General features: G+C 60.2%; 20 protein-coding genes. 3 read left to right on the top strand and 17 right to left on the bottom strand.

Going from position 1 to position 20,565, the window contains the following annotated elements; genetic code table 11:
• Positions 1-115: 115 nt before the first annotated feature.
• The 4 genes from BMZ10_RS06755 to sdhC are packed head-to-tail and all read right to left on the bottom strand — an operon-like array spanning position 116 to position 3,344.
• On the bottom strand, positions 116-820 hold the full coding sequence (locus BMZ10_RS06755; RefSeq protein WP_093460102.1) for a succinate dehydrogenase iron-sulfur subunit: 705 nt from the start codon (positions 818-820) through the stop codon (positions 116-118).
• An 11-nt stretch (positions 821-831) separates the two neighbouring features.
• Positions 832-2,604 carry a succinate dehydrogenase flavoprotein subunit gene (gene sdhA, locus BMZ10_RS06760; protein WP_093459223.1) on the bottom strand — a complete coding sequence of 591 codons (1,773 nt, stop codon included), beginning with the start codon at positions 2,602-2,604 and terminating at the stop codon, positions 832-834.
• A gap of 3 nt (positions 2,605-2,607) precedes the next feature.
• On the bottom strand, positions 2,608-2,976 hold the full coding sequence (gene sdhD / locus BMZ10_RS06765) for a succinate dehydrogenase, hydrophobic membrane anchor protein (RefSeq protein WP_093459224.1): 369 nt from the start codon (positions 2,974-2,976) through the stop codon (positions 2,608-2,610).
• A complete protein-coding gene (sdhC, locus tag BMZ10_RS06770) occupies positions 2,970-3,344 on the bottom strand; it encodes a succinate dehydrogenase, cytochrome b556 subunit (RefSeq protein WP_093459225.1) in 375 nt (124 codons plus the stop codon). The genes sdhD and sdhC overlap by 7 nt, the downstream gene beginning before the upstream one ends.
• 363 nt (positions 3,345-3,707) lie before the next feature.
• Between sdhC and gltA the strand changes: the two genes are divergently transcribed.
• Positions 3,708-4,997 (top strand): citrate synthase, encoded by a 1,290-nt coding sequence (gene gltA, locus BMZ10_RS06775; RefSeq protein WP_093459226.1) that lies wholly within the window; start codon positions 3,708-3,710, stop codon positions 4,995-4,997.
• 71 nt (positions 4,998-5,068) lie between these two features.
• Here the strand turns inward: gltA and BMZ10_RS06780 are convergent, their stop codons facing one another.
• The 9 genes from BMZ10_RS06780 to BMZ10_RS06820 all read right to left on the bottom strand — a co-directional run bounded on the left by BMZ10_RS06780 (position 5,069) and on the right by BMZ10_RS06820 (position 12,383).
• Positions 5,069-5,674 carry an START domain-containing protein gene (locus BMZ10_RS06780; RefSeq protein ID WP_093459227.1) on the bottom strand — a complete coding sequence of 202 codons (606 nt, stop codon included), beginning with the start codon at positions 5,672-5,674 and terminating at the stop codon, positions 5,069-5,071.
• 56 nt (positions 5,675-5,730) lie between these two features.
• Positions 5,731-5,988 (bottom strand): YkgJ family cysteine cluster protein, encoded by a 258-nt coding sequence (locus tag BMZ10_RS06785; protein ID WP_093459228.1) that lies wholly within the window; start codon positions 5,986-5,988, stop codon positions 5,731-5,733.
• A gap of 102 nt (positions 5,989-6,090) precedes the next feature.
• Positions 6,091-6,756, bottom strand: a complete 666-nt coding sequence (locus BMZ10_RS06790) for a translation initiation factor 2 (RefSeq protein ID WP_256214389.1) — start codon at positions 6,754-6,756, stop codon at positions 6,091-6,093.
• Positions 6,757-6,904: 148 nt separating this feature from the next.
• Positions 6,905-8,344: an aminotransferase-like domain-containing protein gene (locus tag BMZ10_RS06795; RefSeq protein WP_093459230.1), complete on the bottom strand. Its 1,440-nt coding sequence runs from the start codon at positions 8,342-8,344 to the stop codon at positions 6,905-6,907.
• A 213-nt stretch (positions 8,345-8,557) separates the two neighbouring features.
• Positions 8,558-9,373, bottom strand: coding sequence for an OmpA family protein (locus tag BMZ10_RS06800; protein ID WP_093459231.1), 816 nt, complete (start codon positions 9,371-9,373; stop codon positions 8,558-8,560).
• Complete coding sequence (locus BMZ10_RS06805; RefSeq protein ID WP_093460108.1) at positions 9,370-9,723, bottom strand: DUF4398 domain-containing protein; 354 nt, start codon at positions 9,721-9,723, stop codon at positions 9,370-9,372. The genes BMZ10_RS06800 and BMZ10_RS06805 overlap by 4 nt, the downstream gene beginning before the upstream one ends.
• A gap of 21 nt (positions 9,724-9,744) precedes the next feature.
• Positions 9,745-10,560 carry a substrate-binding periplasmic protein gene (locus tag BMZ10_RS06810; RefSeq protein WP_093460105.1) on the bottom strand — a complete coding sequence of 272 codons (816 nt, stop codon included), beginning with the start codon at positions 10,558-10,560 and terminating at the stop codon, positions 9,745-9,747.
• 143 nt (positions 10,561-10,703) lie between these two features.
• Complete coding sequence (locus tag BMZ10_RS06815; RefSeq protein ID WP_093459232.1) at positions 10,704-11,633, bottom strand: electron transfer flavoprotein subunit alpha/FixB family protein; 930 nt, start codon at positions 11,631-11,633, stop codon at positions 10,704-10,706.
• Positions 11,634-12,383: an electron transfer flavoprotein subunit beta/FixA family protein gene (locus BMZ10_RS06820; protein ID WP_093459233.1), complete on the bottom strand. Its 750-nt coding sequence runs from the start codon at positions 12,381-12,383 to the stop codon at positions 11,634-11,636. It abuts the gene before it with no gap.
• Between the two features lie 526 nt (positions 12,384-12,909).
• Here BMZ10_RS06820 and BMZ10_RS06825 point away from each other — a divergent pair.
• Entirely contained in the window at positions 12,910-14,574 is a 1,665-nt protein-coding gene (locus tag BMZ10_RS06825; RefSeq protein WP_093459234.1) for an electron transfer flavoprotein-ubiquinone oxidoreductase, read from the top strand.
• Between the two features lie 86 nt (positions 14,575-14,660).
• On the opposite strand, the gene BMZ10_RS06830 is transcribed toward BMZ10_RS06825, so the two are convergent.
• Positions 14,661-15,566 carry an AraC family transcriptional regulator gene (locus BMZ10_RS06830; protein WP_093459235.1) on the bottom strand — a complete coding sequence of 302 codons (906 nt, stop codon included), beginning with the start codon at positions 15,564-15,566 and terminating at the stop codon, positions 14,661-14,663.
• A gap of 178 nt (positions 15,567-15,744) precedes the next feature.
• Between BMZ10_RS06830 and BMZ10_RS06835 the strand changes: the two genes are divergently transcribed.
• Positions 15,745-16,797, top strand: coding sequence for an NAD(P)-dependent alcohol dehydrogenase (locus BMZ10_RS06835; protein WP_093459236.1), 1,053 nt, complete (start codon positions 15,745-15,747; stop codon positions 16,795-16,797).
• A gap of 164 nt (positions 16,798-16,961) precedes the next feature.
• Here BMZ10_RS06835 and BMZ10_RS06840 read toward each other — a convergent pair whose 3' ends face one another.
• The 3 genes from BMZ10_RS06840 to dgoD form a co-directional block, all read right to left on the bottom strand.
• Positions 16,962-17,768 (bottom strand): IclR family transcriptional regulator, encoded by an 807-nt coding sequence (locus BMZ10_RS06840; protein ID WP_093459237.1) that lies wholly within the window; start codon positions 17,766-17,768, stop codon positions 16,962-16,964.
• 64 nt (positions 17,769-17,832) lie between these two features.
• Entirely contained in the window at positions 17,833-19,146 is a 1,314-nt protein-coding gene (locus tag BMZ10_RS06845; RefSeq protein WP_093459238.1) for an MFS transporter, read from the bottom strand.
• A 238-nt stretch (positions 19,147-19,384) separates the two neighbouring features.
• Complete coding sequence (dgoD, locus tag BMZ10_RS06850) at positions 19,385-20,533, bottom strand: galactonate dehydratase (RefSeq protein WP_093459239.1); 1,149 nt, start codon at positions 20,531-20,533, stop codon at positions 19,385-19,387.
• Positions 20,534-20,565: the final 32 nt, after the last annotated feature.

Raw genomic sequence — 20,565 nt, forward strand, 5'->3', positions numbered from 1 at the left:
GCCGCGGCCAAATGACTGCTGCTCAGGTTTAAACTGCGGCGCCGGTTGAAGCCTGCGCCGCAGCGTTTACGGGCACAACGTTTACACATGCATCGATGTTACAGGTACAAGGAACTCAGATACCGCTTTTCAGCAACATGCTGCGAACATGACCGATTGCCTTGGTCGGGTTAAGACCTTTCGGGCAGACGTTGACGCAGTTCATGATCCCGCGGCAGCGGAACACACTGAACGGGTCATCCAGCGATGCCAGACGCTCCTGGGTCTTGGTGTCACGGCTGTCAGCCAGGAAACGGTAGGCTTGCAGCAGCGCGGCTGGACCGAGGAACTTGTCCGGGTTCCACCAGAACGAAGGGCAGGAAGTCGAGCAGCAGGCGCACAGGATGCACTCGTACAGACCGTCCAGCTTCTCACGCTCTTCAGGCGACTGGAGACGTTCGATGGCCGGCGCCGGCGTGTTGTTCTGCAGGAATGGCTTCACCTTCTCGTACTGCTTGTAGAAGATGCTCATATCGACAACCAGGTCACGGATGACCGGCAGGCCCGGCAGTGGACGAACCACCAGCTTGTTGCCCTTGACCACGGAAGACAGCGGCGTGATGCATGCCAGACCGTTCTTGCCGTTGATGTTCATGCCGTCGGAACCGCAGACGCCTTCACGGCAGGAGCGACGATAGGAGAAACCTTCGTCCTGCTCCTTGATGAGGGCCAGCACGTCCAGCACCATCAGGTCCTTGCCACCGGTGTCGACCTGGAATTCCTGCATGAACGGCGCAGCGTCCTGATCAGGGTTGTAACGATAAACACTGACTTGCAACATGGCGATCACCCTTAATAAGTCCGAACCTTAGGCTCAAAAGTCGGAACAGTCTTCGGCGAGAAGTTCACGGCACGCTTGGCTACGCGCTTTTCACCCGGGAAGTACAGGGTGTGGCACAGCCAGTTTTCGTCGTCGCGATCTTCGAAGTCTTCGCGAGCGTGCGCACCACGGGACTCCTTGCGATGTTCTGCAGCAATGGCCGTTGCCTCGGCGACTTCCAGCAGGTTCTGCAATTCCAGCGCTTCGATCCGGGCAGTGTTGAACGCCTGGCTCTTATCGTTGATCTTGACCTTCGCGATGCGCTCGCGCAGGGTGGCCAGCTGAGCGATACCCTTTTGCATGTATTCACCCGTGCGGAACACACCGAAGTAGTTCTGCATGCAGCTTTGCAGCTCTTTGCGCAGGGTGGCGACGTCTTCGCCATCAGTGCGCTCGTTCAGGCCGCTGAGGCGGGCCAGAGCGACGTCGATGTCGGTGTCGGAGGCGCGACGGTAGTCGATGCCTTCGTTGAGCGCCTGCTCCAGGTGCAGACCGGCAGCACGACCGAATACGACCAGGTCCAGCAGCGAGTTGCCGCCCAGACGGTTGGCACCGTGAACCGATACGCACGCCACTTCACCGACCGCGAACAGGCCCGGGATGATGGCGTCTTCGCCAGCGGCGTTCTGCGTGATCGCCTGACCATGAATATTGGTGGCGATGCCGCCCATCATGTAATGGCAGGTCGGAACGACCGGGATCGGCGCAACGGCAGGATCGACGTGTGCGAAGGTCTTGGACAGCTCCATGATGCCTGGCAGACGGCTGTGCAGCACTTCTTCACCCAGGTGATCGAGCTTCAGCATCACGTGGTCGCCATCCGGACCGCAACCATTGCCGGCGATGATTTCCTTGACCATGGAACGTGCAACGACGTCACGACCCGCGAGGTCTTTCGCGTTCGGTGCATAACGCTCCATGAAACGCTCGCCGTGCTTGTTGATCAGGTAACCGCCCTCACCGCGGCAACCCTCGGTGACCAGTACACCTGCACCGGCAATGCCGGTCGGGTGGAACTGCCACATTTCGATGTCCTGAACCGGCACACCTGCACGCAGGGCCATGCCGACGCCGTCACCGGTGTTGATCAGGGCATTGGTGGTCGACGAGTAGATACGGCCTGCGCCGCCGGTAGCCAGTACGGTCGCGTCTGCGCGGATGTACGAGGTTTCACCGGTTTCGATGCAGATGGCGATGATGCCGACGAAAGCGCCGTCCTGGTTCTTCACCAGATCCACTGCGTAGTATTCGTTGAGGAACACGGTGCCGGCCTTCAGGTTGGCCTGGTACAGGGTGTGCAGCAAGGCGTGACCGGTACGGTCGGCAGCAGCGCAGGTACGCGCAGCCTGACCGCCTTTACCGAAATCCTTGGACTGACCGCCGAACGGACGCTGATAGATGCGACCTTGCTCGGTACGGGAAAACGGCAGACCCATGTGCTCGAGTTCGAATACGGCTTCAGGGCCTACGGAACACATGTATTCGATCGCGTCCTGGTCACCGATGTAGTCGGAACCCTTGACGGTGTCGTACATGTGCCAGCGCCAGTCATCGTTCGGGTCGGCCGAAGCGATGGCACAGGTGATGCCGCCCTGGGCGGAAACGGTGTGGGAGCGAGTGGGGAAGACCTTGGTGACTACAGCGGTCTTGTGGCCGCCCTGAGCCAGCTGCAATGCAGCGCGCATGCCTGCACCGCCGCCGCCGATGATGATGGCGTCGAATGAAAGTGTATTAATGTTAGCCATGAATCAGATACCCCAAAGAATCTGCACACCCCAGACGAAGTACGCGAACATCGCAATGCCGCAGACAGCCTGGAAAAGGAAACGCACCGCTGTCGCGGACTTGCCCAGCGCCATCGGCGTCAGGTAGTCGGTCGCGATGGTCCACATGCCGACCCAGGCGTGAGCGCCCAGGGCAACGAAGGCCAGCAGACTGAAAATGCGCATTCCGTTATGGGAGAACAGAGCGTGCCACGTGGCGAAATCAATGCCAGGGTGGGCGATCAGGTATCCGATCAGGAAGATGAAATAAGCCGCGAGCACTACAGCGGAGACGCGCTGCGCCATCCAGTCATAGAGGCCCGAACGTGACAGGTTCGTAACGCTGGTTACCATATCCAAACTCCCGCCAGAACAATCAACACCAGGGAAACGGCGATGATGATTTTCGAGCCCAGTTTTCCGCCTTCCAGCGTCTCACCGATACCCGCATCCATGATCAAGTGGCGAACACCGGCCACCAGGTGATACAGCAAGGAGGACAGGAGACCCCACACAACGAGCTTGGCCAGCGGACTGGTCAGGCCATCCTTCACCTCGGCAAAGCCTTCCTCGGAACCCAGAGACTTGCTCAATGCGTAAAGCATGATGGCGAGGCCCAGGAAGAGGATGATGCCGGAGACGCGATGAAGAAATGACGTTACGCCGGTGATGGGGAGTTTGATGGTCCTTAGGTCTAGGTTTACAGGTCGTTGGCTTTTCACGGCTTTTTTTCACACTGAAGAGCCCCTAACAATCAGGGCAAGTTGTTGGGAAGTGCACTGGTCAGGTACCCACTACCCAGGAAGTGACGGCCCCCAGAAAAACGGGCCTGAAAGCCCCTGGCGGTCGGACGCCGAGTATAGACAGTTAGCCAACTAATGACAACGCAAAGACCCCACGCCAAGGGCGGATTGCTTTAGCTCGATAAAAGGCGTAAATGGCAGGTAATTTCGAGGAAAACATCGCCTTAAAGCCTTCTGCTACAAGACTTTTGGCAAATTGACTTTAGAATTTATCTCACTATAGTGGTGCGGGCCCTGCGTGGGGGGCCTGTCTGATGATTTGAAGCATAAATAGGAGGCCACATGGCTGACAAAAAAGCGCAGTTGATCATCGAGGGCGCTGCCCCCGTCGAGCTGCCCATTCTGACCGGCACAGTTGGTCCCGATGTAATCGACGTACGCGGCCTGACCGCCACCGGACGCTTCACATTCGACCCAGGCTTCATGTCGACCGCCTCATGCGAATCCAAGATCACCTACATCGACGGTGATAACGGAATCCTGCTGCATCGCGGCTACCCGATCGAACAGCTGGCCGAGCAATCGGACTATCTGGAAACCTGCTACCTGCTGCTGAACGGCGAACTGCCAACTGCCGAACAAAAAGCTCAATTCGTCGGCACCGTGAAGAATCACACCATGGTGCACGAGCAGTTGAAGACCTTCTTCAACGGCTTCCGTCGCGATGCTCACCCGATGGCCGTGATGTGCGGCGTCGTCGGTGCCCTCTCGGCGTTCTACCACGACTCGCTGGACATCAATAACCCTCAGCATCGCGAGATCTCGGCGATCCGCCTGGTCGCGAAGATGCCTACCCTGGCCGCGATGGTGTACAAGTACTCCATGGGTCAGCCCATGATGTACCCGCGCAATGACCTGAGCTACGCAGAAAACTTTCTGCACATGATGTTCAACACCCCGTGCGAGATCAAACCGATCAGCCCGACGCTGGCCAAGGCCATGGACCGGATTTTCATCCTCCACGCCGACCACGAACAGAACGCCTCCACCTCCACCGTGCGCATGGCAGGCTCTTCGGGCGCCAACCCGTTTGCCTGTATCGCGGCCGGCATCGCCGCGCTGTGGGGCCCGGCACACGGTGGCGCCAACGAAGCCGTTCTGACCATGCTCGATGAAATCGGCGATGTCTCGAACATCGACAAGTACATCGCCAAGGCCAAGGACAAGAACGATCCGTTCAAGCTGATGGGCTTCGGTCACCGCGTTTACAAAAATCGCGACCCGCGCGCCACCGTGATGAAACAGACGTGCGACGAAGTCCTGCGCGAGCTGGGCATCACCAACGATCCGCAGCTGGAACTGGCGATGCGCCTGGAAGAGATCGCGCTGACCGATCCGTACTTCATCGAGCGCTCGCTGTACCCGAACGTTGACTTCTACTCGGGTATCATTCTGAAAGCGATCGGCATTCCGACCAGCATGTTCACCGTGATCTTCGCCCTGGCCCGCACCGTCGGCTGGATCTCGCACTGGAAAGAAATGCTCTCCAGCCCGTACAAGATCGGCCGCCCGCGCCAGCTGTACACCGGCGAAGTCTCTCGCGACATCGTGCCGCTCGCAGAGCGCAAGTAAGCGCGACAGCGACACGAAAAAGGCTGCCGATTGGCAGCCTTTTTTTGTACGCCGAAAAACGCTTGCGGCACTTACTGCTCCGCATGCTCCTTGAGCGCCTTGAGCGTGTTGAACGGCGCGTCAACGACGAACTTGTTGGCAAGCCAGGACGGAACGCTGCCGCCCGGCTCGGTGTGCACCTGGTAGGTGACTTCGGTCAGGTTGTCGCCCTTGGGCACGAACTTCCAGTAGCCCTCGACCTGCGCAACCCGCACGAAGCCTTTCTCTTCAGGAATGTACTTGGGCTGCCCCAACAACTTGCGAGTGAGACTGCCATCGGCACCCTCCACGGTCGTGATCTCCAGCACCGAATCACGCGGGGTGACTGGCCACGGCGTGTTGAACTGGGTGTAGGTCCAGGTCTTGTCGCCCTCATGTTTGAGGATCTTCTGCGACTTGCACTCATGAATCCAGGCACACGCGGCAGCGACATCCTCTTGCAGGGCGCGCAGTCTGGGAATGCCCGCTTTGATGGTGGCCACACCCTGATAAGCCTTGTATTGAGAGCCCGCGACGTCACTGAGCGAGACCTTGATGCCCTCCTCGTTCTTGGCAACCTTCCAGTCCTCAGCCTGGGCACACGCAACGACCATTACAGTCAGGCCGATTCCACACGCAATCCGGTACAGCGAACCCATTGTTGTATTCCTTATTCTTGAAGTTCAGTTGCCTCGATTGATTCACATCCCTGCCTTCAAGCAACCGATGTGAGCGTCTCCCACCAACCCAGCAGGCGAATAGCGTCTTCCGAACTGCTGCCACAGACTTCCACGTCTGCCGAGAATTGGCCACACACCGCCGGCCTTTCCGGCCTGCCGAACAGCCCGCAGAGCATGTCGACCGACAGGTGCAGGCAACGTTCGCCAGCAGGCTTGCCCTGTGGCATGCCGGGAATCGGCGAAGTGATGGAGGGTGCAATGCAGCAAGCGCCGCAACCCGGACGGCATTCCATGGAAACTTCCTCTGGGAGGCAGTGAGAGATGACAGGATCTTAACCGCTAAAACGGGCGTTTGAAAATACAGGATTCAGGCAACCCGAATGTTCGAGGGGCCGTTACTGCTTGAATTTGAAATCGAGGGCGGCACCTTCGACATCCCGACGCGCCTCGTTTCGCAGTTGCAGCTGCATTTCGTTGCTGAGCAGACGGCCCTGAAGCTGAAAATCCGGATCGCTCTGCGAATCGGGAAACAGCTGCGGGAGCAGCGGCTTGGCGCCTGCTGGCGGCGTCTTGGACTTGGCAGCTGAGGTAATCACATTTGGTGGCGGGGCCAATTGCTTGACCATCTCCGGCGGCAGACTCAAATCGAGCTGAGCCTTCGGCAATCGCGTGTCCTTGACCACTTGGGACGCAGGCTTGGTCTTGCTGGCAACCGGCGCGCGATTGGCCACCTCTGAATTGTCGGCCTTGATCTTGGCCGATCGAGCATTGGCACTCGGGGTTTTCTGCTCGACCGCAGCCGCCTTGTCGGGTGTGATGCCAGGCGCGACGGGCTTGGCGGGAGGCTGCGGCTTACTCGACGCGATAACGGGCACCACCCCAGCATCGGGCGCGAGATCGTGAACCGTTGGCGCAGCTGCAGCAGGAACAGCGGGCTTTTGCACTGGTGCAGGCGCCTGGGTGTCCTTGGCCTGAGCCGTGGGCGCAGTCGCGGTCGTCGCTACCTTAGGCGGCGGTGTCACTGGCTTGTCGCCATCGCAAGCGCTCAACAAGACCAGCATCAACACGCCCATACAACGCAATGAATTCATAGATCGAAGACGGCAGATTAAGACACGAGCCAATATGCTGGCCCTTTAGTCAACCGGTGACAAGTGAAGCCCTTGTCAGCCAGCCCCTGAACAGTGGAAAGCAACGGACCGGCTGAGTTCACCACGTTTGACCGGCGTCCTGACACAACTGCTTGGCGAGCATGCCCACGGTCATCAACGCCCTCTCCGCCTCACGATTCCATGGCAGCCCGCAATTGAGCCGGATGCAGTGATTGAACTGTTCTGTGTTGCTGAAGATAAGCCCCGGCGCGATGCTGATGCCCTGCTCAAGCGCACGCACGTGCAACTCCTGCGTATTGACCCGACCTGGAAGGCTGATCCACAAGATGAAGCCGCCTGCCGGACGACTGATTTGCGTGCCCTCTGGAAACATTTGCTGCACCGCCAGCTGAAAGGCGCTCAGGTTCTTGCGATGCTCCTGGCGAATATACCGCAGATGCCTGTCATAGCCGCCGTTCTCCAGATAAGAAGCCACGGCCATTTGCGTCACACTGCACGCCGAATGCGTGCTGAAGGTTTGCAGCCGCTGGATTTCCGCCTGGTACTTTCCGGCGATCATCCAGCCGATGCGCACGCCCGGCGACAGCGTCTTGGAAAAGCTCGAGCAGTAGATCACCCGCCCCAGGCGATCGAACGCCTTCAGCGCTTTGGACTTGTTCTGCTCATACATCAGCTCGCCGTAAATGTCGTCTTCGATCACCTGAATGTCGAAATCCGAGGCCAGCCGCAGCAGGTGTTTCTGCCGTTCTTCGGGCATCGTGCTGCCCAGCGGATTGCTCAACCGCGAGGTCATCACCAACGCCTTGATAGACCATTGATTGGCCGCCAGCTGCAAGGCCTCCAGGCTGATGCCGGTGTTCGGATCGCTGGGAATCTCGATGACTTTCAGGCCCAGCAGATCGGCCAGCTGCAGCAGCCCGTAGTAGGTCGGCGACTCGGCCGCGATCAGATCACCGGGGCTGGTCAGCACGCGCAACGACATCTGCAAAGCGTCGACGCAGCCGTGCGTGATGACGACCTCTGACGGATCGACGACCACGCCGGCATCGCGCATGCGGATTGCCACCTGACGCCGCAACGGCTCGAAACCCGGGCTGAACATGTAATTGAAGGCACGTGGACTCTGGAAGCGCGTGACCTTCGCCAACTGCTGATGCAGCGCACGCAGCGGCAGGTAATCGATGTGCGGCACCGCAGCACCGAACGCAAAGACACCCTCACGCCGGGCCTCCACCAGCACTTGCTGGATGATGCTGGCGCGAGTGACCAGACCCGGCCGCTCGACCCGTGCAATGTCGGGGGTCGGTGCCGTCAGGGCAGGCGTTTGATGGACGTAGTAACCAGACTGCGGACGCGCGCGGATCAGCCCCTGATCTTCGAGATTGGCGTAGGCCTGCAGGACGGTGGCATGACTGACATTAAGCTGCGAGCTCATCTTGCGCACCGAAGGCACGCGCTCACCGGGCTGATACACGCCACGGCGAATGTCTTCAGCCAACTGCTGAGCGATACGTTGATACAGCAGAAGATTGGTCATGGCGTCCCTCGCGTCAGGGTAAATCGATTCCGGCGCACAGTTATCAATCTTACCGGAACAGTCATGAAGTGTACGGGGACAGTTTGGGATACCGCCAGTAATACTTAAGTGTGACGGAAATTTCGCTAAGCCGTTTGCGCCAAACGTCTGGGCGATTTGCACAAAAAAGCCCGGCTTCTTTGCTGAAAAGCCGGGCCTGATCGACAAAATAGCTCAGCGCGGGGCGCTTAAATGGCCTTTCTCGTCGGAGAACACGATTTCCACCCGACGATTTTGCGCCCTTCCCCGTTCGGAAGTGTTCACATCCACCGGGTATTGATCGCCATACCCTTCCACCTGGATGCGCTCGTCTTCGATCCCGAGGTCTGCCAGGACATCCGCCACCGCTTGCGCCCGGTCACGGGACAGTTGCAGGTTTTCCTGAGCGTCGCCGGTGCTGTCGGTGTAACCCTCGATACGCACTACGCGCTTGGGATTAAATTGCAGAAACTGCACGACCTTCAGCACGGTACGGTTTGCCGAGCTCTTGAGTTCGGCATGGCCGGTGTCGAACAGCATGTCGCCCAGTGTCATGACCAGACCCCGTTCGGTCTGCAACGTGGAAAGGCTGATCACCTGATCTTCGGCCCATTTACCTTGCTGCTGCGCACCCGACAATTTCGCCTCGCGCAGCGCCAGTTGCAGGCGCTGGCGTTCAAGCTCGAGGCGCGCAAGCTTCTCCTGATTGAGCAGCAACTTGCTGTGCTCGGTGGCAATGGCGCTGTAGCGGCTGCTCAGGTACGCGTAATGGCTGACGTCGTCGGCACTGCCGATGTAACTGGACAGACGCTCGGCTCTGGCGAGCAATTCGCCTGCGCGGATCACGTCCTTCGGCGCGCTGCGCAAGACGTTGGTGTCTTCTTTGACTTTCTGGAAATCGGCGCTGGCGCTCTGCAGTGTGGCTTCGCTGACGGGGTGGGCCGCGCAACCGTAAAGCCCGGCAACCGCCACCAGCATGGCGACGCTCAATACACGCGGGACGACGTTCATTGGCTCGCCCCCAACTGCTTGCGAAGACGCTCCAGGCGCGCGTTGACCTGTGCAACCTGTTCGTCGCTCTTCTGCGTCAGGACCCGCGCTTCCGCCAGACGGGCATCCAGCTCAGCCTGCTCGGCCTGCATGCGCGCATCCTTGTAGGCCTTGTCGGCCATGTCGGCGCGGGCTCGAGCCAGTTTGGCCTGCGCCTTGGCAAGGTCCGGTTCGTCATCGGTCGCACCCACGGCGCCCGCCTGAGTCACCGCCTGTTCGGTCAGCTTCAACTGTTCAACCGGGGCGGGATCGTTCGCGCAGCCGAACAGAGAGGCCGTTGCCATGGCTGCAATCAAAGGTCGTATTTTCAAAAGAAAGCTCAAAAAACATTCCTACTGGTGGGTGGCGCTGGTCGGCTGCAGCAACTGGGCTTTCCACAATTCCAGATTGCGCGTAACGGCTTCACTGGAGCGGCCCGAAGCAGACAATTCTGTCATTTTTTTCGCCAGCTGTCCGCGCAGCCAGGGCTCATTGCACGCCGAATTGAATGACAACGCCAGATACAAACCCGGCCGGTCGAGCGGCAGCGGCTTTGCCTCAAGGTCCGCCGCCAGGGTCTGCGTCATCGCCATGCCCGCGTAGCGTCCGGCCAGCACGTATTCGACCTGTCCCTGAACAAGGGCCTGGAAGGTCTGCGTCAGGTTGGTCTTCTTCTCCAGCGTGAGGTGCTCTTTGATCGCGCGCTCGAACGCAGGGGTCACGCGGGTTTTCTCGGAGATGGCGCCCGCATGGCCCTGCAGGTCCGCCAGTGCGTTGAAGGGTTGAGCGTGGCCTGCGCGGGTCCAGACCATGATTTCGTTCTGGGAAACCGGCGGATGAACGAAGTCCAGCGACTCGAGTTCGGCGTCGTTCAGCGGAGTGTCGGCCAGCAGATCCATGCGTCCGGTGCGCACTTCCTCCAGTGCCTGACTGCGTTTGCCCGCAAACAGAAGCTCGACCTTGATGCCTATCTGCGTCGCAGCCTCTTTGAGCAGATCGGCGTTGGCCCCCATCAAGTGCTTCGGATCTTGCGGGTCACGCCACAGGTAAGGCGGTGCATCAGGGCTGCCCGTCACGATCAGACGATCGCACTTGCCCGCCGCCATCGTCAGCGAAGGCACGAGCAGTATTGCGCCTGCCAGTGATGCCAGCGTACGCCTTGGCGACAACATGGCTACATCCTTTTTTCGCCCCATAAAAAAACCCGCTCTGTTCCGACCGGGGAAAACATCATTCGGCGCAGTGCAACCGACGATCGACGTTTTCCAGCAGCCCGAACGAACGGGTTCTCTTTATAAGTCAGACGGCTGGATTAGACCAGCTTCTCCAACTCCGGGACGGCTTCGAAGAGGTCGGCAACCAGGCCGTAATCGGCCACCTGGAAGATCGGCGCTTCTTCGTCCTTGTTGATCGCGACGATCACTTTGGAGTCCTTCATGCCGGCCAGGTGCTGGATCGCGCCGGAAATACCGACAGCGATGTACAGCTGCGGCGCGACGATCTTGCCGGTCTGACCGACCTGCATGTCGTTGGGCACGAAGCCTGCGTCGACAGCAGCGCGAGAAGCGCCGACGGCTGCGCCCAGCTTGTCGGCCAGCGCATACAGATGCTTGAAGTTGTCGCCGTTCTGCATGCCGCGGCCGCCGGAAACGACGATTTTGGCAGCGGTCAGTTCAGGACGGTCGGACTTGGCCAGTTCTTCATTGACGAAGGACGACTTGCCTGCGTCGTGGGCCGCAGCAACGGTTTCAACGGTCGCCGAACCGCCTTCAGCGGCAACGGCGTCGAAACCGGTGGCGCGTACGGTGATGACCTTGACCGCCGCCGACGACTGAACGGTCGCAATGGCGTTACCGGCGTAGATCGGGCGCTTGAAGGTGTCAGCCGACTCAACCGAGATGATCTCGGAGATCTGATCGACGTCCAGTTGCGCAGCCACGCGCGGCAGGATGTTCTTGCCGTTGGAAGTGGCAGCGGCCAATACGTGGCTGTAACCCGCAGCCAGCTCGCCAACCAGGGGTGCCACGTTTTCCGGCAGTTGGTGCGCGTAGGCGGCGTTGTCGGCAACCAGCACCTTCGCGACGCCAGCGATCTTCGCAGCCGCTTCACCTACAGCGGCGACGTTCTGACCCGCGACCAGGACGTGGATGTCACCACCGATCTTGGCGGCGGCCGCCACGGTGTTCAGGGTGGCGGGAGCGATCGCGCCGTTCTCGTGCTCAGCGATAACCAGGATAGTCATTTAGATTACCTTCGCCTCGTTCTTCAGTTTTTCGACCAGTTCTGCAACCGACTTGACCTTGATGCCTGCACTGCGGGCAGCCGGGGCTTCGACTTTCAGGGTCTTGTTGGTCGAAGACGTGGAAACGCCCAGCGCGTCAGGCGTCAGGGTTTCGAGCGGCTTCTTCTTGGCCTTCATGATGTTCGGCAGCGACGCGTAGCGTGGCTCGTTCAGGCGCAGGTCGGTGGTGACAATCGCTGGCAGCTTCAACGAAACAGTCTGCGCGCCGGCATCGATTTCACGGGTGACGTTGACGCTGTCGCCGGAGACTTCAACCTTGGAGGCGAAGGTGCCTTGGGCGTAGCCGCTCAGCGCAGCCAGCATCTGACCGGTCTGGTTGTTGTCGCTGTCGATGGCCTGCTTGCCAAGGATGACCAGTTGAGGCTGTTCTTTATCGACAACAGCCTTGAGCAGCTTGGCCACGGCCAGGGAGGTCAGCTCGTCAGCGGATTCAACGAGGATGGCGCGATCGGCACCCAGTGCCAAAGCAGTGCGCAGTTGCTCCTGAGCGGTGGTCGGGCCAATGGAAACGACGACGATCTCGGTCGCGACGCCTTTCTCTTTCAGGCGTACGGCTTCTTCCACAGCGATTTCGCAGAAGGGGTTCATCGACATTTTGACGTTAGCGAGATCGACGCCGGAGTTGTCCGCTTTGACGCGAACCTTGACGTTGTAGTCGACCACTCGTTTGACAGCTACAAGAACCTTCATGGATTCCTCGTTACTCTCCGGTGAAAAGAAAGTCGCCAGGCTCAGCCCGGCGATGGGTACACGTCAGTGTAAAGAACACCTCTGAAAACAACGTATTCGTCGTTGCTGAATGCTGATTTCAGCAAAAACAGCCGCTCAGCCACGCCAACTCAAGCCAGAGGCCGGCTGGCCGTGTAAACTGCACCGCGCCCCGCCGCCCCTTGGGCCCAGCGGATCTGCAGCACAGCATTGCGTCGCTTTTAGAGGCGTTCTCCTGCCTGACGGTCAGCCTACGGCGAGCGCAAAACCGCCCGTATCTTGACCGGAACGCCTATTCCGGTCAATACGACAAAAACGCCAGTCACAAGCCGCGTCCCTATGTTTTATCAGGGTTTCGGCCGATTCAAACAAACGTTTGTATTGGACCTGTGAGGTGGTGTAGATATAATGCAGACCCTTTGAGATATCGCGCAGGCGCACCCCATGCGCGTGTCGGTTTTAGCAATCTATAAAAATATGCCGTTGAGCCCTGAGTAGGAGATAGCCTGTGGAACGCGAATACATGGAATTCGACGTCGTCATCGTCGGAGCCGGCCCCGCCGGGCTTTCCGCCGCATGCCGCCTGAAACAGAAAGCCGCCCAAGCCGGCCAGGAAATCAGTGTGTGCGTGGTGGAAAAAGGCTCTGAAGTTGGCGCCCACATCCTGTCGGGTGCGGTGTTCGAACCTCGCGCCCTCAACGAGCTGTTCCCGGACTGGAAAGAACTGGGCGCCCCGCTGAACACACCGGTCAAAGGCGACGACATTTATGTCCTGACCAGCGCCGAAGCCGGCACCAAAGTGCCGGGCGCGTTCGTGCCCAAGACCATGCACAACGAAGGCAACTACATCATCTCCCTGGGCAATCTGTGCCGCTGGCTGGCCCAGCAGGCGGAAAACCTTGGCGTGGAGATCTACCCGGGCTTCGCCGCCCAGGAAGCGCTGATCGACGAAAACGGCGTCGTGCGCGGGATCATCACCGGTGATCTGGGCGTGGACCGTGAAGGCAATCCCAAAGAAGGCCTGTACACCCCGGGCATGGAGCTGCGCGGCAAGTACACGCTGTTCGCCGAAGGCTGCCGCGGGCACATCGGCAAACAGGTGATCAAGCGCTTCAATCTGGACAGCGAAGCCGACGCTCAGCATTACGGCATCGGCCTGAAGGAAATATGGGAAATCGACCCGGCCAGACATCAGCAAGGCCTGGTGGTGCACACCGCTGGCTGGCCGCTGGATGTCATGGGCACCGAAAACACCGGCGGCTCTTTCCTCTATCACCTGGAAAACAATCAGGTGGTGGTCGGCCTGATCGTCGACCTGTCGTACGCCAACCCGTACCTGTCGCCGTTCGACGAGTTCCAGCGCCTCAAGCATCACCCGATCCTCAAGCAGTATCTGGAAGGCGGCAAGCGCGTCAGCTACGGCGCCCGCGCGATCTGCAAAGGCGGTCTGAACTCGCTGCCGAAAATGGTATTCCCGGGCGGCGCGCTGATCGGCTGCGACCTGGGCACGCTGAACTTCGCCAAAATCAAAGGCAGCCATACCGCGATGAAATCCGGCATGCTGGCCGCCGAGTCGGTGGCCGACGCGCTGTTCGCGGGCAACGAGGGCGGCGATGCGCTGAACACCTACGTCGACGCGTTCAAAGCCAGCTGGCTGCATGAAGAACTGTTCGCCAGCCGCAACTTCGGCGCGGCCATCCACAAGTTCGGTCCGGTACTGGGCGGCGCGTTCAACTTCATCGATCAGAACCTGTTTGGCGGCAAGATCCCGTTCACGTTGCACGACAACAAGCCTGACTACGCGTGCATGAAGCTGGCGGCCGACTCGAAGAAGATCGATTATCCGAAACCGGACGGCAAACTGAGCTTCGACAAGTTGAGCTCGGTGTTCATCTCGGGTACCAACCACGAAGAAGAGCAGCCTTGCCACTTGAAGCTCAAGGATCCAGGCATTCCGATCAACGTCAACCTGCCCAAGTACGATGAGCCGGCCCAGCGTTACTGCCCGGCAGGTGTTTACGAGGTGGTGACTCAGGAAGACGGCGCCAAGCGCTTCCAGATCAACGCGCAGAACTGCGTGCACTGCAAGACCTGCGACATCAAGGACCCTTCGCAGAACATCACGTGGGTGGCGCCGGAAGGTGCGGGTGGGCCGACCTACCCGAATATGTAAAAGACGCAGCGGCAAGTGTCGAGCTGCAAGCGACAAGAGAAAGGCGCCCTGATGGGCGCCTTTTTCCGTTTATCAGGCCTGACGCTTTACGCCGAAAACCGCAGCCGGTCGCCCTCTTCTCCCGGATTGCGCTCGAAATACCGTTTGTACTCGCGGCTGAATTGCGACGTGCTCTGATAGCCCACCTTGTGCGCGACCTGCGCCACGCCCATGCCTTCGCCGATCAGCATCTGCTGGGCCTTGAGCAGCCTCAAGCGCTTCAGGTATTGCACCGGCGACAACAGGGTGCTGCGCTTGAAGTGCTCATGAAAGGTCGATGCGCTCATGTTGGCGCAGCGGGCAAGATCATCGACGCTCAATGGCTCGTTGTAATGATCGCGAAGAAACTGCAGCGCCGCGCCGATCCGCGCGAAGTGGCCCTGTTGCTCGACCAGCGCCCGCAATACGCCGGCCTGGGCGCCTCGCAGCGCGGCATACAGCACTTCCCTCACCCGCGCCGCGCCCATCACTTGAGCGTCGAGCGGATCGTGCAGACAGCGCAACAAACGCTCGACACTTTCACGCATGGATGCGTCCAGCTCGGCAGACGTCATGGACTCGGGCGTCTGCGCCTTCACCGACGGGTCGGGCGCCAGGTGCATCAACTGCACCAGCTCGCTCAGCACCGTGCGGTCGATGGACACGGCGACGCCATACATGGGTTCATCCCGGGTGGCGAAGGTTTCGCACATGAACGGCACCGACAGCGCCTGAACCAGGTAATGGCCTGCGCCGTACTCGAACGTGCGTGGCCCCAGGCGCGCGAGTTTGCTGCCCTGGGCGAGGATGATCAGGCTCGGCTCATAGATCTGCGGACTGCTGGCGACATAGCGGTCCCACGACATTGCCTGCACGCCACGAACGCGTGTATCGACGAAGCCGGGTTGCACCGCGAGGGGCTTGATCAGGGCGACCAACGTGGCGTTGGCCGCTGAATGAAGAGTCAGTGACATAGGTGACCGGACAGAGGATTAGACACTGGCATCATCGCAGATATGCCGCATCAAGCCTCTACCGCAAAGGCAACTTCGGAGGAATGTGCATGACAGACGGAGAATCGTTCATGGCTGCCGTCGACCCCGCTGCGGACAATAGCCCGCCTCAACCGTCATCGTTTTTGCGAGGTATTACATGTACACAGCCATCGGTTACGCCGCTCAGTCCGCAACCACTCCCCTCGCCCCCATGACCTTCAACCGCCGCAGCCCGCGGCCTGACGATGTGGCCATCGAAATCCTCTACTGCGGCGTGTGCCATTCGGACATCCATCAGGCACGCAACGAGTGGGGCATCGCCGTTTACCCACTGATGCCAGGCCATGAAATCGTCGGCAAGGTCACCGAAGTCGGCGCCAATGTGAGCAAGCACAAGGTCGGCGATCTGGTGGGCGTTGGCTGCATGGTCGACTCCTGCCGTCATTGCGAAGCCTGCGCCGCCGATCTGGAGCAATACTGCCTGGAAGGCCCGACCCTGACCTACGCCACACCCGACCGCATCGACGGCAGCAACACCATGGGCGGCTATTCCAACAGCATCGTGGTCAGCGAGCACTTCGTGGTGCGCATTCCCGAGAAGCTGAATCCGGCCGCCGCAGCGCCAATCCTCTGCGCGGGCATTACCACCTATTCCCCACTCAAGCATTACGGCGTCAAGGCAGGCGACAAGGTGGGCGTGCTGGGCATGGGCGGTCTGGGCCACATGGGCATCAAGTTCGCCAAGGCCATGGGCGCAGAAGTCACGCTGTTCACCCGCTCGGCCAGCAAGGCGGAAGAAGCCCGCCGTCAGGGCGCCGATCACGTGATCGTATCCACCGACGCCGAGCAGATGAAGGCCGCTGCCGGTCGTTTTGACTTCCTGCTCGATACCATCCCGGTGCAGCACGACCTCAATCCGTACCTGGAAACCCTGCGCTTCGACGGCGTGCACATCTTGGTCGGTCTGATCGAACCGGTGGACCCGGCGCTGCATGCTGCCAATCTGGTAATGAAGCGTCGAGTGCTGGCGGGTTCGCTGATCGGCGGCATTGCCGAAACTCAGGAAGTACTGGATTTCTGCGCCGAGCATGACATCAGCTGCGACATCGAGATGCTCGACATCAAGCACATCAACGAGGCTTACAGCCGCATGATCGCGGGCGACGTGAAGTACCGTTTCGTCATCGACATGGCCACGCTGAAAGCCTGATCGCTTGCCTTCTGATCGTTCCATGGGGACGGTCAGAACGCGATAACTGTAGGAGTGAGCTTGCTCGCGATCGCCGTCGTTTACTCACCTCATCAGGAGACAGGTATACCGCGATCGCGAGCAAGCTCACTCCTACAAGAAGGGCGTTTGATCAGACAGAGGGATCAGCCCCCCAACTCCGCCGACAACCGTGCCGCTGTTTCTTTGATCACCGGCACCAGTTCGGCCATCTTTTCCAGCGGCATGTACGGCACCGTGCTGGCAATGCTGATACCGGCGACGATGTGTTTGCTCGCATCGCGGATCGGCGCCGCCACGCAGCGGATCGACGGTTCGTTGTCTTCCAGATCGAACGCGTAACCGCCCTTCACGTATTCGTGCATCCGCGCGCGCACCTGCTCCCAGGTCTGCTCCTGATGCGCAGGCCACAGCGGGTTTCGGGTCACCTCCGGCACACTGATGTCGTACAGACGCCGCCATTCGCTTTCAGGACTGTCCAGCAACAACGCCTTACCGATGCCGGTGCGCGCCAGCGGCATGCGATGGCCCACCCGCGAGCGCATTTCCGGACCGTTGCGACCGGGATTCTTGTGCAGATACAGCACCTCGTCGCCATCGCGCACTGCCAGGTGAACGGTGTCGCCGGTCAACGCCGACAGCTCGTCGAGGAACGGCCTGGCGAGCATCGCCAACGGCACTTCTTCGCGCGCCTGAAACCCCAGTTCGATCAGTTTCGGCCCCAGCAGATACCCCACTTGCGGCAGCACGCGCAGGTAACGCTCCTCCACCAGGCAACTGGCCAGCCGATGCGTGGTGCTGCGCGTGGTGCCGATCTGACGGGCAATTTCCTTGAGATCACGGGCGCCGCCGGCGACGGCCTGAACCACCCCAAGTCCGCGCAGCAAGGTTTGCGTGCCGGTCGGCGCAGGGTCTTTGCCAGTCACGCCAGCGGTGTCGGAAGAATCGTGCATATCGCGCCTTATCGAATCAGAAAGCTGGCGGCATTATCGTCGCCAGCTTCGTAGCCTGCCAGCCTTAAAGCTCGATGCGCTCGACCTTGCCCACCAGCAGGATGTAGGACAACGCGCCCAGCAGCGCGAGCACGGCGATGTAGGTGATGGCTGGCGCAAAGGATTCGCCCGACGCCAGGAAGCCGATGACGATCGGCGTGGCAATGGCCGCAAGGTTGCCGATCAGGTTGAACGTCCCGCCGGTCAGGCCCAGCAGGCGCGCCGGCGCCAGTGTCGACACCAGCGACCAGGTGATCGAGGCCAGTCCGTTGCCGAAGAATGCCAGCGCCAGGAAGGCAATGACCAGCGGCGTGGAGTCGACGTAGTTGGCGCCGATGATCGAGGTGGAGATCAGCAGTCCGGCGATGATCGGCAGCTTGCGCGCGAAGCCGACGGTGTGACCGCGACGGATCAGCCAGTCGGAGAAGAACCCGGAGCACAACACGCCGACGAACGCCGCCAGAAACGGCAGTGACGCCAGCAGGCCGGACTTGATGAAGTCCATGCCACGGTATTTAACCAGATAGGTCGGGAACCAGGTAAGGAAGAACCACAGTGTCGAGTTCAGGCAGAACTGGCCCAGGTAAATACCCCACAGCTTGCGCTTGCTCAGGACGATGCCCAGGTCCATCCAGCTGAAGCCGCGCTTGACGTTACCGGCGTCGTTCTGGATATCCACCAGACCGCCGCCCTCTTTGATCAGGTCGATCTCGCCCTGATTGACGCCTTTGAAGTCGCGCGGTTCGCGGTAGACCATGTACCAGATTGCAGCCCAGAGGACGCCGACGCCGCCGGTGGCCACGAAGACCATGTGCCAGCCGTATCGAGTCTGCAGCCAGGCAAGCACCGGAGTCAGAAATGCCAGGCCGACGAACTGCCCGGAAGTGTAGAAGCCGACGGCGGTTGCGCGCTCCTTTTCCGGGAACCAGGCAGTGACCACCCGGCTGTTGATCGGGTACGCCGGAGCCTCCAGTGCACCGACCGCCAGGCGCAGCACGAACAGGCCGATGAAGCTGCCGACAAAGCCCAGGAATATCGTCGCCACCGACCACAGGGCCAGCGCTACGGTGTAGAGAATACGCGGCGGAACGCGATCGACCAGCCAGCCACCCGGCAGCTGCATGGCGGCGTAGGTCCAGCCGAAGGCCGAAAACACCAGGCCGACGTGTACCGGATCGATGCCCAGCTCGCTGGTCAGTGCGGGCGCGGCGATGGACAGGTTGCTGCGGTCCAGATAGTTGATCACCACCGTAATGAACAGCAGGACCATGATGAAAAAGCGTTTACGGGTCGGCGTGACGGCAAGCGTCCCCGCTTCTGGCAACGTCTGTGTGCGCATGGGAAGTGCCTCTTTTTATGGTTGTCTGAGGTCTGGAATTGTTTTGCGTGTATGACCCATCGTTACTGCGCAGTTGATGCTTTGCACGCGCTGCGCGGAAACGATCAACAAGGCCTCGTGAGCAAGCTCTCCTCCACAGCGTTCCGGGTGTGCCCCCTTTTGAGCACGACGCAAAGTCTGTGGGCGTAAGCCTGCTCACGAATGAGGCCAACCCGGTATCAGGGTCGATCTCAGTCAATCACCACTCGGCAAAACTGCCGTCGGCATGGCGCCAGATCGGGTTGCGCCAGCGGTGGCCGATGGCCGCGCGCTCTTTGACGTACTCCTCGTTGATCTCGATGCCGAGGCCCGGTCCGTTGGGGATTTTGACCATGCCCTTGTCGTAGTCGAAGACTTCCGGGTTCTTGATGTAGTCGAGCAAATCGTTGCTCTCGTTGTAATGGATACCCAGGCTCTGTTCCTGAATGAACGCGTTGTAGCAGGCGGCATCCAGTTGCAGGCAGGCCGCCAGCGCGATCGGGCCCAAAGGACAGTGCAGGGCCAATGCGACGTCATAGGCCTCGGCCATGTTGGCAATCTTGCGGGTTTCGGTGATGCCGCCGGCATGGGACGCGTCCGGCTGGATGATGTCGACGTAGCCCTCGCTCAGCACGCGCTTGAAATCCCAGCGCGAGAACAGACGCTCACCCAGTGCAATCGGCGTGCTGGTCAACGGCGCCAGTTCCTTGAGCGCTTCGTAGTTCTCGCTGAGCACCGGCTCCTCAATGAACATCAGCTTGTAGGGATCGAGCTCCTTCATCAGCACCTTGGCCATCGGCTTGTGCACACGGCCATGGAAATCCACGCCGATGCCGACGTTCGGGCCGACGGCGTCACGCACGGCGGCCACGTTGGCCAGCGCCAGGTCGACTTTCTCAAAAGTGTCGAGGAACTGCAGCTCTTCGGTGCCGTTCATCTTGACCGCGGTGAAGCCCCGGGAAACGGCCTCTTTGGCCGCACGGGCGGTGTCGGCAGGACGATCGCCGCCGATCCACGAATACACGCGAATCTTGTCGCGCACCTGACCACCCAGCAAATCGCTGACCGAAACACCCAGCGCCTTGCCCTTGATGTCCCACAGGGCCTGATCGATACCGGCCAGCGCACTCATGTGAACGGCGCCGCCGCGGTAGAAGCCGCCGCGATACAGCACGGTCCAGATGTCTTCGATATTGCGCGGATCCTTGCCGATCAGATAGTCGGACAGCTCTTCGACGGCGGCGGCCACCGTGTGCGCACGTCCTTCGACCACGGGTTCGCCCCAGCCGGTCACACCCTGATCGGTTTCGACTTTCAGGAAGCACCAGCGCGGCGGAACGATGAAGGTCGTGAGTTTGGTGATTTTCATAAGGGTCTCTCTTATTCAATGACGCTTGTTCG

It is taken from the genome of Pseudomonas sp. NFR16, assembly GCF_900108875.1.
Classification (GTDB): domain Bacteria; phylum Pseudomonadota; class Gammaproteobacteria; order Pseudomonadales; family Pseudomonadaceae; genus Aquipseudomonas.

Bases quoted from the DNA above. Each gene is read 5' to 3' on its own strand.
- BMZ10_RS06830 (WP_093459235.1), bottom strand. From the start codon at position 15,566: ATGTCACTGACTCTTCATTCAGCGGCCAACGCCACGTTGGTCGCCCTG.
- BMZ10_RS06800 (WP_093459231.1), bottom strand. From the start codon at position 9,373: ATGAACGTCGTCCCGCGTGTATTGAGCGTCGCCATGCTGGTGGCGGTT.
- BMZ10_RS06815 (WP_093459232.1), bottom strand. From the start codon at position 11,633: ATGACTATCCTGGTTATCGCTGAGCACGAGAACGGCGCGATCGCTCCC.
- BMZ10_RS06845 (WP_093459238.1), bottom strand. From the start codon at position 19,146: ATGCGCACACAGACGTTGCCAGAAGCGGGGACGCTTGCCGTCACGCCG.
- BMZ10_RS06790 (WP_256214389.1), bottom strand. From the start codon at position 6,756: ATGCTGGTCTTGTTGAGCGCTTGCGATGGCGACAAGCCAGTGACACCG.
- BMZ10_RS06840 (WP_093459237.1), bottom strand. From the start codon at position 17,768: ATGCACGATTCTTCCGACACCGCTGGCGTGACTGGCAAAGACCCTGCG.
- BMZ10_RS06780 (WP_093459227.1), bottom strand. From the start codon at position 5,674: ATGGGTTCGCTGTACCGGATTGCGTGTGGAATCGGCCTGACTGTAATG.
- BMZ10_RS06835 (WP_093459236.1), top strand. From the start codon at position 15,745: ATGTACACAGCCATCGGTTACGCCGCTCAGTCCGCAACCACTCCCCTC.
- dgoD (WP_093459239.1), bottom strand. From the start codon at position 20,533: ATGAAAATCACCAAACTCACGACCTTCATCGTTCCGCCGCGCTGGTGC.
- BMZ10_RS06795 (WP_093459230.1), bottom strand. From the start codon at position 8,344: ATGACCAATCTTCTGCTGTATCAACGTATCGCTCAGCAGTTGGCTGAA.
- BMZ10_RS06820 (WP_093459233.1), bottom strand. From the start codon at position 12,383: ATGAAGGTTCTTGTAGCTGTCAAACGAGTGGTCGACTACAACGTCAAG.
- sdhA (WP_093459223.1), bottom strand. From the start codon at position 2,604: ATGGCTAACATTAATACACTTTCATTCGACGCCATCATCATCGGCGGC.
- gltA (WP_093459226.1), top strand. From the start codon at position 3,708: ATGGCTGACAAAAAAGCGCAGTTGATCATCGAGGGCGCTGCCCCCGTC.
- sdhD (WP_093459224.1), bottom strand. From the start codon at position 2,976: ATGGTAACCAGCGTTACGAACCTGTCACGTTCGGGCCTCTATGACTGG.
- BMZ10_RS06785 (WP_093459228.1), bottom strand. From the start codon at position 5,988: ATGGAATGCCGTCCGGGTTGCGGCGCTTGCTGCATTGCACCCTCCATC.
- BMZ10_RS06755 (WP_093460102.1), bottom strand. From the start codon at position 820: ATGTTGCAAGTCAGTGTTTATCGTTACAACCCTGATCAGGACGCTGCG.